General features: G+C 70.0%; 10 protein-coding genes. 7 read left to right on the top strand and 3 right to left on the bottom strand.

The features are described 5' to 3' along the window. Nucleotides 1–220: 220 nt before the first annotated feature. The 5 genes from UAA55_RS20580 to UAA55_RS20560 all read left to right on the top strand — a co-directional run bounded on the left by UAA55_RS20580 (nt 221) and on the right by UAA55_RS20560 (nt 5,830). Complete coding sequence (locus UAA55_RS20580; protein WP_322955046.1) at nt 221–1,522, top strand: pentapeptide repeat-containing protein; 1,302 nt, start codon at nt 221–223, stop codon at nt 1,520–1,522. Nucleotides 1,523–1,735: 213 nt separating this feature from the next. Then, on the top strand, nt 1,736–2,614 hold the full coding sequence (gene aguB, locus UAA55_RS20575; RefSeq protein ID WP_322955044.1) for an N-carbamoylputrescine amidase: 879 nt from the start codon (nt 1,736–1,738) through the stop codon (nt 2,612–2,614). A gap of 168 nt (nt 2,615–2,782) precedes the next feature. Then, on the top strand, nt 2,783–3,247 hold the full coding sequence (locus tag UAA55_RS20570; RefSeq protein ID WP_322955043.1) for a helix-turn-helix domain-containing protein: 465 nt from the start codon (nt 2,783–2,785) through the stop codon (nt 3,245–3,247). Between the two features lie 98 nt (nt 3,248–3,345). Continuing rightward, nucleotides 3,346–4,509, top strand: a complete 1,164-nt coding sequence (locus tag UAA55_RS20565) for a succinylglutamate desuccinylase/aspartoacylase family protein (protein WP_322955041.1) — start codon at nt 3,346–3,348, stop codon at nt 4,507–4,509. A gap of 163 nt (nt 4,510–4,672) precedes the next feature. Beyond that, on the top strand, nt 4,673–5,830 hold the full coding sequence (locus UAA55_RS20560) for a bactofilin family protein (protein WP_322955039.1): 1,158 nt from the start codon (nt 4,673–4,675) through the stop codon (nt 5,828–5,830). Here the strand turns inward: UAA55_RS20560 and UAA55_RS20555 are convergent. After that, complete coding sequence (locus UAA55_RS20555) at nt 5,824–6,303, bottom strand: RrF2 family transcriptional regulator (RefSeq protein ID WP_322955037.1); 480 nt, start codon at nt 6,301–6,303, stop codon at nt 5,824–5,826. The two genes, UAA55_RS20560 and UAA55_RS20555, sit on opposite strands and share 7 nt — an antisense overlap. Nucleotides 6,304–6,439: 136 nt before the next feature. Between UAA55_RS20555 and UAA55_RS20550 the strand changes: the two genes are divergently transcribed. Beyond that, nucleotides 6,440–7,345, top strand: a complete 906-nt coding sequence (locus UAA55_RS20550; RefSeq protein WP_322955035.1) for an NAD(P)/FAD-dependent oxidoreductase — start codon at nt 6,440–6,442, stop codon at nt 7,343–7,345. Nucleotides 7,346–7,431: 86 nt separating this feature from the next. Here UAA55_RS20550 and UAA55_RS20545 read toward each other — a convergent pair whose 3' ends face one another. Both UAA55_RS20545 and UAA55_RS20540 read right to left on the bottom strand, forming a co-directional pair. After that, a complete protein-coding gene (locus UAA55_RS20545) occupies nt 7,432–8,391 on the bottom strand; it encodes a pseudouridine-5'-phosphate glycosidase (protein ID WP_322955034.1) in 960 nt (319 codons plus the stop codon). A gap of 43 nt (nt 8,392–8,434) precedes the next feature. Beyond that, entirely contained in the window at nt 8,435–9,208 is a 774-nt protein-coding gene (locus UAA55_RS20540; RefSeq protein ID WP_322955032.1) for a 5'-methylthioadenosine/adenosylhomocysteine nucleosidase, read from the bottom strand. Between the two features lie 83 nt (nt 9,209–9,291). Between UAA55_RS20540 and UAA55_RS20535 the strand changes: the two genes are divergently transcribed. After that, nucleotides 9,292–11,781: a ligase-associated DNA damage response DEXH box helicase gene (locus tag UAA55_RS20535; protein ID WP_322955031.1), complete on the top strand. Its 2,490-nt coding sequence runs from the start codon at nt 9,292–9,294 to the stop codon at nt 11,779–11,781. Nucleotides 11,782–11,823: the final 42 nt, after the last annotated feature.

The raw sequence follows: 11,823 nt of genomic DNA, 5'->3' as shown, positions 1-11,823 counted from the left end.
GCCGCGCATGATCTTAAAGGATCACGGCCCCCGATTCTGCCCGGGGCCCGCCACCCCTTTACCCGCATCCCGGGCGCAGATTCACGTCCTAGCTTGTCGAATGTGCCGGCAGCGTCAATGTTTTCTTAGCAAAGGGATAGGATGTTTAGTTGTAACCAGTCCAAAAGAAATACAGACTGCCCGCAAATTTGTGATCGCTGCTGAGGGGCCCGTTCGGGGCATGACACCGCACGAACTGATCGCCGTACTGGAAAAGCACGACCGCTGGCTGAAACGGAAGACCGGCGGCGCGCGCGCCATGCTGCCCCTGGTCGACCTGCAGGGCGCCAGCTTCGTCGGCATGAACCTGCAATCGGCCAAGCTGTCGGGCGCCAACCTCACGGGCTGCGACTTCACCACCGCCAACCTCAGCATGGCCGACCTGTTCGCCGCCAAGCTGACCCGCGCCGTGCTGATCAACGCGAACCTGTACCGCGCCGACCTGCGCGGCGCCCACATGCGCGGCGCCCGCCTGAAGGGAGCCATCCTGCGCGAGGCCGATTTACGCGGCGGCGCGCTGCTGGACCGCCGGGGTCCCGGCCAGGTCAGCATGCAGCAGTCCGACCTGCGCGGCGCCGACATGGACGACGCCCTGCTGTCCAGCGCCAACCTCGCCGGCGCGGACCTCAGCGAGACCAGCATGGTGGGGGCCGACTGCTCAGGCGCGCAGCTGTCGGGCTGCAACCTGGCCAAGTCGGTGCTGAAGTCCGCCAACTTCACCAATTGCGACATGCGCGGCGTCAACCTGTCGGGCAGCAACCTGACCGGCGCCGTGCTGCGGGACTGCCGGCTGACCGGCGCCACCCTGGCCGGCGCCATCCTCATGAACGCCGACCTCACGGGCGCCAACCTGGACGGCGTGGACCTGACGGGCGTGGACACCACCGGCGCCAACCTGGCCCGCGGTTCGGAAAACTTCTCGGAGAAGATCCAGAAGGCGCTGGGCCACCACCGCACCTGGATCCTCAGCAACGGCGCCAAGGGCATCCGGGCGGAACTGGCGGCCGAGGACCTGAGCCACATCGACCTGAAGGGCGTGAACCTCAGCGGCGCCGACCTGAAGAGCGCCAAGATGGTGGGCGCCAAGCTGCGCGATTCCATGTTCATCATGTCCGACCTGGCCGGGGCCGACCTGCGCGGCGCCGACCTGACCAGCGCCACCCTGGACGGCGTCAGCCTGCGCGGCGCCGACCTGACGGGCGCCAAACTGGACGGGGCGGAGATCGGATCCGTCGACATCAAGGGGCCGGATGGCCGCCCCATCGGCCGGCTGTGGCCCGCCAACCTGGCCGACGCCCTGCTGCTGAAGGCCAGCCTGCAGCGCGCCAACCTGCGCAGTGCCAACCTGTCGGGCGCCGATCTGCGTGGCGCCGATCTGTCGGGCGCCAACCTGATCGACGCCAATCTGCGCGGCGCCCTGCTGGAAGGCGCCATCCTGGACGGCGCCGCCATGCCCGCCCAGATCGACGACGACGACGAATAAGCCCACCCTATCCCGGTAGTCCGGGAAGGGCGGGGCCGATCGTCGCGGCGCCCGGCCCCCGCCCCGCCGACCATGCGCCCCGTCTGCGAATTGGCCATACGCTGGAACCAGGTCAATCCCGCACCATCTATGGCGCGACGGCGCGCTAGTGCCTGTCACGAAGACGGTTATGATGGGCCCGGTTCAGGATCGGCTGCTGAGGGAGGAAGTGGGATGCGACAGGTGACGGTGGCGGCCACCCAGACGTGGTGCGACTGGAACAAGGAGGGCAACATCGACCGGGTGGAGGCGCTGGTGCGCCGCGCCGCGGCCGAAGGCGCCCAGATCATCCTGCCGCAGGAACTGTTTGAGACGCCCTACTTCTGCATCAACCAGAAGGCCGCGCACTTCGCCCACGCCGCCCCGGCGGAGGGCCATCCCGTGCTGACACGCTTCACGGCCCTGGCGCGGGAGCTGCGGGTCGTCCTGCCCACCAGCTTTTTCGAGCGGGCGGGCAACGCGTACTTCAATTCCCTGGCCATGATCGACGCCGACGGCGGCATCCTGGGCATCTACCGCAAGAGCCACATCCCCGATGGCCCCGGCTATCAGGAGAAATTCTACTTCAGCCCCGGCGACACCGGCTTCCAGGTCTACAAGACCCGCTACGCCACCATCGGCACGGCCATCTGCTGGGACCAGTGGTTCCCGGAAGCCGCGCGCGTCATGGCCCTGCAGGGCGCGGAGATCCTGTTCTACCCCACCGCCATCGGGTCGGAGCCGCAGGACCCCACCCTGGACAGCCGCGACCACTGGCAGCGGGTGATGCAGGGCCACGCCGGCGCCAACCTGGTGCCGCTGGTGGCCAGCAACCGCGTGGGCACCGAACCGGACGACGACCGCGCCATCACCTTCTACGGTTCCTCCTTCATCGCCGGGCCCAAGGGCGAGAAGGTGGCGGAGGCGAATCGCGAGGAGGAGACGGTGCTGACCGCCACCTTCGACTTGGACGAAATCGCGCGGATCCGCTCCTCCTGGGGGGTGTTCCGCGATCGGCGGCCGGAGCTTTATGCGCCCCTGTTGACCCTGGATGGACGCACACGCGGGGGTTGACCGCAAATCATTGCCAATTCAGTGGGCAAATGGCGCGTTAACCAACAATAACGATTACAAATTTGTCATGCATTGGCCTCAACTGCCGCATCCTCAGATAAATCCTTTTGCCGGGGACGATTCTGCGATAAATGAGGGGCGGCAGTTGTTAAATCGAGGTCAATACAAATGGGTGCTCAAAAGAGCTCTGTGACCGGTGCCCTTGCGTCCGCGTACTCACTTTCCAAGCGTGGCGAGGGTCCCAATCCTATCGATATCCATGTCGGCAATCGCTTGCGCTTGCGCCGTACTTTGCTGGGTCTGAGCCAGGAAATCCTGGGTGAGGCCGTGGGCATCACGTTCCAGCAGCTGCAAAAGTACGAGCGGGGCATGAACCGCATCAGCGCCAGCCGGCTGTTCAACCTTTCCCAGGTGCTGGGCGTGCCCGTCGGGTACTTCTTCGAAGACCTGCCGGCCACCGAACAGGCCACGCGCATCGCGCTGGGCAGCGAGGAAGGCGAGACCATGGCCCGGCGTGAAACGCTGGAGCTGGTGCGCGCCTACTATCGGGTGCCGGACGGCGCCATCCGCCGCCGCGCCTTCGATCTGCTGAAAGCCCTGGGCGGCGACGTTCGGGAAGCCGAGGACGCCTAAAGCCTGAAAGCGTCACGTTCTTTCAGGTATAGTGCCGACCGCCGGATGGCCCCCATCCGGCGGTCGCCTTTTGGGCCCCCACCCCTGCGGATGCCGGAATGCCGCTGACCACCGAAGAGATCACCCTGGACCATGGTTTTCCCGGCACCCACCGCGTCGTGATGGTCCATCGCTTCGGCCCGGCAACCGTCGACGCGGGCGCCCCGCGCCCCAAAGCCTACATCCAGGCGGCCCTGCACGCCGACGAGATCCCCGGGCTGCTGGTGGCCCAGCACCTGCTGGCCCGCCTCAAGGCGGCGGACGCGGAAGGCCGCGTGCGGGGCGACATCGTCCTGGTGCCCTACGCCAACCCCATCGGCCTGTCGCAAGCGGTGCTGGGCACGGCCATCGGCCGCTTCGCCCTCAGCAGCGGCGTCAACTTCAACCGCGATTTCCCCGACCTGGCCGCCCCCGTGGCCGACGCGGTGCTGGGCCGCCTGGGCCCTGACGCCGCCGCCAACGTCGCGCTGGTGCGCCGCGCCGCCCTGGCCGCCATCGCGGCGTGGGAGACGGCGACCGAGGCCGACAGCCTGCGCAAGATCCTGATGGGCCTGGCCATCGACGCCGACCTGGTGCTGGACCTGCATTGCGACAGCGAAGCCCTGGTCCACGCCTATACCGGCACCGAATCCTGGCCCGACGCCGGCGACGTGATGGCGGAACTGGGCTGCCGCGCCGTGTTCCTGGCGCTGGAGTCGGGCGGCAACCCGTTCGACGAGGCCTGTTCCGGCCTGTGGTGGCGCCTGCGCAACCGCCTGACCGCCGGCCTGTCGGGCACGGTGCCGCCCCTGCCCGCCGCCTGCCTGGCCACCACCATCGAGCTGCGCGGCCGCCGCGACGTGGACGATGCCCTGGCCGCCGCCGACGCCGACGCGCTGGTGCGCGTCCTGACCCGGCGCGGCCTTCTGGCCGGCGACGCGGGCGTCCTGCCCGCCCCCGCCTGCCAGGCGACGCCCCTGGCCGGGGTGGACCGGGTGCGGGCACCCGCGGCCGGCGCGGTACTCTACACCGTGGCCCTGGGCGACACCGTCACCGTGGGCCAGACGGTGGCCGAAGTGGTGGATCCCGTCACCGGCACCCGCCACCCCGCCCGCGCCCGCACCCCCGGCATCGTCTGGGCCCGGGCGGAACAGCGCTACACCGCCGCCGGCGCCATCATCACCAGCATCGCCGGCGACCGCCCCTTGGCGGAGGAAGGCAGCGGGCTGCTGACGGCGCGGTGATTTTTGTGTCCCCCCGGCGCCGGCTTCCGTCATCACCCCGTCATAATGGCCCCTTGCCCGCCCGCGCGGGCGGCCCTTGCCCCTGGGCGCGGTTCCAGGGAAAGTGGCCGCGGGAGAAGGCCCGTCGCGCGAGCGAAGGGATTTGAGTCAACGCGGGGATATCATGGTGCGGGGAATTCGGGCGGCGCTGGCCGCCGTCTTGCTGGCCGGGTTGACGGCGGTAACGCCGGCTCCGGCCGACGCCGCTTGGTACACGGGGCGCAACATCACCGTCGATCAGACGGCCGATGATACCGTCATCGCCTTGGGGCGCAACGTCCAGCTCAACAGCACGGTGGCCGGCAGCGCCATCCTGATCAGCTCCACCGCCACGATCAGCGGCACGGTGGCCGACAGCCTGGTGGTGGTGTCGGGCAGCACCACCCTGTCGGGCCAGGTGGGCGGCGACGTGGTGCTGGTGGCGGGCTCCATCGACATGCAGAAGGGGTCCGTCGTGTCCGGCGACGCCACCCTGCTGGGCGGCGAGGTAACGCTGAACGGCACGGTGGCGGGCGACGTGGCGGTCAAGGGCGGTGAGCTGACCGTGGCCGGCACCGTCATGGGCGACATCGACGCCACGTCGGGCAAGCTGATCCTGCAGCCGGGCGCCCACATCATGGGCGACGTCACCTTCAGCGGCGGCCATGCCCTGGAGGTGCCGGCGGGCGCCCATATCGAGGGCAAGGTGCAATACAAGGGCGACGGCATGGAACGCCATCGCCGCCACCATGAGGAGGCCGACGAGGACGGCGACACCGACAACCGGGGCCACCACCACAGCGGCTGGCACATCTGGATGCCCTGGTTCGGCGGCATCGGCATGATCAGCTTCGGCGTTGGCATGCTGCTGGTGGGCGCCGTGCTCTACATCCTGTTCCCGGGCGCCGTGACCAACGTGGCCGCCGGGATCGCCGGCGACCCCGGCCCGGCGGCGGTCAAGGGCCTGGTGCTGCTGGTCGGTGTGCCGCTGGTCTCCCTGGTCTTCCTGATCACCATCATCGGCATCCCCGTGGCCCTGGTGCTGGGCTTCGCCTACATCCTGGCGCTGATGGTGGCCATGCCGCTGGCCGGCTTCGCCCTGGCCGACATGGTGACGCAGCGCCGCGGCCCGCCGGTCAGCCCGGGCGACCGCATCCGCCGCTACGCCCTGGTGGTGCTGATTCTGGCGGTGCTGCAGCTGATCCCCTTCGTGGGCGGGCTGGTGAAGTTCGGCCTCCTGCTGATGGGCCTGGGCGGCCTGGTCAGCCACCTGCGCCGCCGGGGGCCGGTGGCGGCTTACTGAGCCTCAACCACGGCGGTGTCGGGGCACCGATGGGGGCGGCCCTGGTCCATCGCCACCCGCAGCGCCTGCCCTTCCGCCAGGATGTCGGACAGGCGCACCCGCGCCAGCGCCGCTTCCAGCGCGGCGCTGGCCTGGGCCATGGCGCCCGCGATGGCCCGATTGGCCAGATGCTCCACCGGGCATTCCGCATGGTCGGCGGTGGGGCCGATGGTGAAGACTGACGCCGTCTCCAGCGCCTGGTGCACGTCCAGCAGGGTCAAATCCTCCAAGGGCCGTGTCAAGCGCCAGCCGCCGCGCGGCCCCTTTCCCGACGTGACATAGCCCCGGTCGCGCAGGCCCGCCATGGTCCGGCGCACCACCACCGGGTTGGTGTTCAGCATGCGCGCGATGGTGTCCGACGTGGCCGCCCCGTCGTGGTAGGCCATGTGGACCAGGACATGCGCCATGCGCGCCAGACGTGAATCCCTGCTCAAAACCCCTGACCTTTCCTGGTGACGGCCCAGCCTAACGACCGTCGGCCCTATTCGCAACTGTCACAGTTTCATGCCCTTGACTGGCCGGGCAGAATCGTAATAGTCAAAGTTACGTTTCATTTGCCGGAGGCCCGTCATGCGTTATCCCGTCATGCGTTACGATGTCCTGATCATCGGCGGCAGTTTCGCCGGCCTCTCAGCGGCCCTGCAACTGGGCCGCGCCCGCCGCCGCGTGCTGGTGGTCGACGCCGGCCAGCGCCGCAACCGTCACGCCGCAACCTCCCATGGCTTCCTGGGCCAGGACGGCGTGCCCCCCGGCCAGATCATCGCCACGGCGCGCGCGCAGCTGACGCGCTACGCCACCGTGGAGATCCGTGAGGGGCTGGCCACCGGCGTGACCGGAGACGAGCAGGGCTTTGTGGTGGAAACCACCGGCGGCCCCGCCGTCGCGGCCAGACGCCTGATCCTGGCCGGCGGCGTCACCGACACCCTGCCCGAGGTGCCGGGCCTGGCGGAGCGCTGGGGCCGCCATGTCTTCCACTGCCCCTATTGCCATGGCTATGAGCTGGACCAGGGCCCCATCGGCGTGCTGGCCACCGGGCCCATGTCCCTGCACCACGCCCAGATGCTGCCCGACTGGGGCCCCACCACCCTGTTCCTGAACGGCGCCGTCGAGCCCAGTGCCGCCGAGCTGACGGATCTGGCCCGGCGTGGCGTGAGGGTGGAGCGCACGCCCGTGGCCGGCTTCTTCGGCGAGGGTGCCGACCTGCGCCTGGCCGATGGCCGCACCGTGCCCCTGGCCGGCGTCTTCACCCTGGCCCAAACCCGCATCACCGGCCCGCTGGCCGCCGAACTGGGCGTGGATATCGAGGAAGGGCCGCTGGGCCAGTGCATCCGGGTGGACGCCATGCAACAGACCAGCATGCCCGGCGTCCTCGCCTGCGGCGACGCGGCCCGACTGGCGGGCTCGGTAGCCCTGGCGGTGGCCAGCGGCACCATGGCCGGCACGGCGGCCCACCGCTCGTTGATCTTCACGGCGTGAGGCGGTGAACTACCGCCCTGGGCGTAACGGATAGCCCGCAGGGAGCGTGGCGGGCCGCGAAACGAGCGGATGGATGCCCGCCGCCATCAGTATAAGGCCCGCTTGCCGGGCGGGCGGCGCGGCAATGCCGTTTCCTGGCGCAGAGTGGCGTAGGCGACGGCGATTTGCGCCGCGACAGCCGCGTTGTTCAGCAGCAGGGCGCGGTTGGCCACCAGGCTGGCGCCTTCTGTCAGCTGTTCCAGGCGGGACAGCAGGAAGGGCGTCAGCTCCTTGCCGCGCACGCCTTGCCCCTCGGCCTCCGCCACCGCCAGGCGGATGGCCTGCTCGATCGCCTCGGCATCCAGGGCCGCCTCTTCCGGGATGGGCACGGCGATGATGGCGCCACCGCTCAGGCCCAGCTGCCATTTGGCGCGCAGGATGCGGGCCACATCATCCGCCGAGTCACAGCGGCTGTCGACCGGCAGGTTGCAGTTGGCGGTGTAGAAGGCGGGGAAGTTATCGGTGCCGTAGCCGACCACCGGCACGCCCCGCGTCTCCAGGTACTCCAGCGTCTTGGGCAGATCCAGGATGGCCTTGGCGCCGGCGCAGACCACGGCCACGTCGGTGCGGGCCAGTTCCTCCAGGTCGGCGGAGATGTCCAGGGTGGTCTCGGCTCCCCGGTGCACGCCGCCGATGCCACCGGTGGCGAAGACGGAAATGCCGGCCAGGCGCGCGGCGATCATGGTCGCGGCGACGGTGGTGGCGCCATCGCCGCCGGCCGCCAGCACCAGCGGCAGGTCGCGGCGGCTCACTTTCCGGATGCCGCCGGCGGCCAGGCGCTCGAAATCCTCCGCCTCCAGGCCGATGCGGATGCGGCCGTCCAGGATGGCGATGGTGGCGGGCACGGCGCCGTTGGCCCGCACCGTCGCCTCCATGGCCTTGGCCGCCTCGATATTGGCGGGGTAGGGCAGTCCATGGCTGATCACGGTGGATTCCAAGGCCACGACGGCGCGCCCGGCCTTGATGGCCGCCGCCACCTCTCCCTTGATCACGCAGTAGTCCAGCATGCCCGCCCCCGTTGTCTTGATGCCCTCAGTCGCCGGGCACGCGTTACAGTACCGCCGCCAGCCGCCGGATCAGCTCGGCCGCACCGGCCGCCGCCGCCCGGCAGAAGGCGGGGAAATCCATGTGGCTGTCCGCGCCGGCCAGGTCGCTCAGGCTGCGCACCACCAGGTAAGGCACGCCCCAGCGCGTCGCCACCTGGGCCACCGACGCGCCCTCCATCTCCACCGCCTGGGCCGCGAAGGTGCGGAACAGCCGGTCACGCGAGGTTTCGCAGTTCAGGAACTGGTCCCCCGTCAGCACGGTTCCGAAATGGATGCCAGGCACCCGCGCCGCGCCGCCCGTGGCTTCCGCCGACAGGGCGGGCAGCGTCAAGCCGTCCAAGGCCGCCCGCGCCCTGGCTTCCAGTCCCTGATCCAGCTCATAGCCATGGGCCTCGTCGAAGCCCGGCAAGGGCGGCACCCCCGGCTGGTAGACCTTCAGCTCGCCGTTCGCCAGCGCGCCGTAATCATGCTGCACCAGGCGGGTGGCCACCACCACGTCGCCGATGGCCAAATCCGGATCCACGCCGCCGGCCACGCCGGAGAACAGCAGGGCGCGGGCGCCGAAGACCTGCAGCAGCAGGGTGGAGACGATCGCCGCGTTGACCTTGCCGATTCCCGCCTCCACCAGCACCACTTGGCGGCCATCCATGCTGCCCTGCTGGAAGGTGAAGCCGGCGATGTCGCGCGTCCCCTCCACCTGGAAATGCGCGCCGAAATGGGCGATTTCCTCCGGGATGGCGCAAATCAGCCCCAGCGGGCCGCCCTTCTGCTCGGTCATGTCGGACTTCATCCCATTATTCGTACATGGGGCCGGCGGCATCCTCTTGGGCGCCGGGCCTGAACCTCATATATCCTGAGGGCATGCCGCCTGTCGCGCCAATCTCTGTTCCAGGGCCAGATCCAGAGCTGTTGCCCGCCAACATCGCGGGGTGGTTCGCCCATCGCGGCTGGACGCCGCACGCCCATCAGCTGGAGATGCTGCGCGCCGCCCAACGGGGTGAGCATACGCTGCTGATCGCCCCCACCGGCGGCGGCAAGACGCTGGCGGGCTTCCTGCCCAGCCTGATCGACCTGTCGGAACGCCCGCGCGAGGGGCTGCACACCCTCTACATCTCCCCCCTCAAGGCGCTGGCGGTGGATATCGCCCGCAACCTGGAACAGCCGGTGGCGGAGCTGCGCCTGCCCATCCGGGTGGAAACGCGCACGGGCGACACGCCGGAGGCCAAACGCCGCCGCCAGCGTGCCCACCCGCCGCAGATCCTGATGACCACGGTGGAAAGCCTGGCGCTGCTGCTGTCGTATCCCGAGGCGGCGACGCTGTTCGGCACCCTGCGCACCGTCATCGTGGATGAGCTGCACGCCCTGGCCGGCAGCAAGCGCGGCGACCTGCTGGCCCTGCACCTGGCGCGGCTGGCCAGCCTGGCGCCCCACGCCCGCCGGGTGGGCCTGTCCGCCACCGTGGCCCATCCCCAGGCCCTGGCCGACTACCTGGCCCTGCCCCACCATCCGGTGGCCCCCACCACGCCCGTTGGCATCGTGCGCGGCGCCCCCGGCGCCCCGGCGGAGGTGGGCATCCTGCTGACCATGGAGATCCCCTGGGGCGGGCACATGGCCCTGCAGACCATGCCGGACGTGTATGAGCAGGTGAAGGCCTGCGGTACCACCCTGATCTTCGTCAACACCCGGGCCCAGGCGGAGCTGGTGTTCCAGGAGCTGTGGCGGGTGAACGCCGACGCCCTGCCCATCGCCCTGCACCACGGCAGCCTGTCAACCGAACAGCGCCGCAAGGTGGAGGCGGCGATGGCCCGGGGCGCCCTGCGCGCCGTGGTCGCCACCAGTTCCCTGGACCTGGGCATAGACTGGGCGGCGGTGGACCTGGTGGTCCAGATCGGCGCGCCCAAGGGCGTCAGCCGCCTGCTGCAGCGCATCGGCCGCGCCAACCACCGCATCGACCTCACCTCCCGCGCCCTTCTCGTTCCCGCCAACCGGTTCGAGGTGCTGGAGTGCAAGGCCGCCATCGACGCCGTGCGCGCCGGCACCCTGGACGGCGACCCGCCGCGCCCCGGCGGGCTGGAGGTGCTGGCCCAGCATGTGGTGGGTACCGCCTGCGCCGGCCCCTTCGACGCCCGGCACCTGTTCGCCGAGGTCACCAGCTGCGCGCCTTACGCCCACCTGACGTGGGAGCGGTTCGAGCAGGTCATGGACTTCGTCGCCACCGGCGGCTACGCCCTGCGCGCCTACGAACGCTTCCAGCGCCTGCGCCGGCGGGAGGACGGGCTATGGCAGCTGGCCAATTACCAAGTGGCGCGGCAGTACCGCCTGAACGTCGGCACCATCGTGGAGGAGCCGACGGTCAAGGTCCGCATGTCCAATGGCGGCTCCATCGGCGATGTGGAGGAATATTTCATCCAGGGCCTGGTGCCGGGCGACACCTTCATCTTCGGCGGCCAGCTACTGCGCTTCGTCGGCATGCGCGATAACGCCGCCATCGTGGTCAAGGGCGGCCAGGGCCAGCCCAAGGTGCCGGTCTATGCCGGCGGCCGCCTGCCCCTGACCACCCACCTGGCCGACCGGGTGCGCGCCATGCTGGCCGACCCCGGCCAATGGCGCGACCTGCCGGCGGAGGTGGCGGAGTGGCTGCGCGTCCAGCGCTATGTCTCGGCCCTGCCCGATCGCACCGGCCTGCTGGTGGAAACCTTCCCGCGCGGCGGCAAGGAGTTCCTGGTGGCCTACACCTTCGAGGGCCGAAACGCCCACCAGACCCTGGGCATGCTGCTGACCCGCCGCATGGAACGGCTGGGCCTGCACCCGCTGGGCTTCGTCGCCACCGACTATGTGCTGGCCATCTGGTCGCTGAGCACCGCCACCGACATGGATGCCCTGTTCGCGGAGGACATGCTGGGCGATGACCTGGAGGAATGGATGGACGAGTCCAGCATGCTGCGCCGAACCTTCCAGACCGTGGCCACCATCGCCGGCACGCTGGAGCGCCGCCATCCGGGCGAGGAGAAGACCAAGCGCCAGATGACGGTCAGCGCCGACCTGATCTACGACGTGCTGCGCCGCCACGATCCCGGCCACCTGCTGCTGCAGGCCACCCGCGCCGAGGCCGCCGCCGGTCTGACGGACGTGCGCCGCCTGGCCGACATGCTGGCCCGCGTGAAGGGGCGCATCCGCCACATGGCCCTGGACCGCATCTCCCCCCTGGCCGTGCCCGTGCTGCTGGAGATCGGCCGCGTCATGGTGGGCGGCCGGGCGGACGAGGTGCTGTTGCAGGAGGCGGCCGAGGAACTGGCGGCCGAGGCGCTGCCCAAGACCATGCGGCAAGGCCAGGGCCTGTTGCCGTTTTGAAGCTCCAGACGTCAAAACGGCGCGGGATCGCTCCCACGCCGT

Origin of the sequence: Nitrospirillum guanabarense, assembly GCF_034653355.1 — a bacterium.
GTDB lineage: Bacteria > Pseudomonadota > Alphaproteobacteria > Azospirillales > Azospirillaceae > Nitrospirillum.
This window is presented reverse-complemented; position numbering and strand designations above follow the sequence as displayed.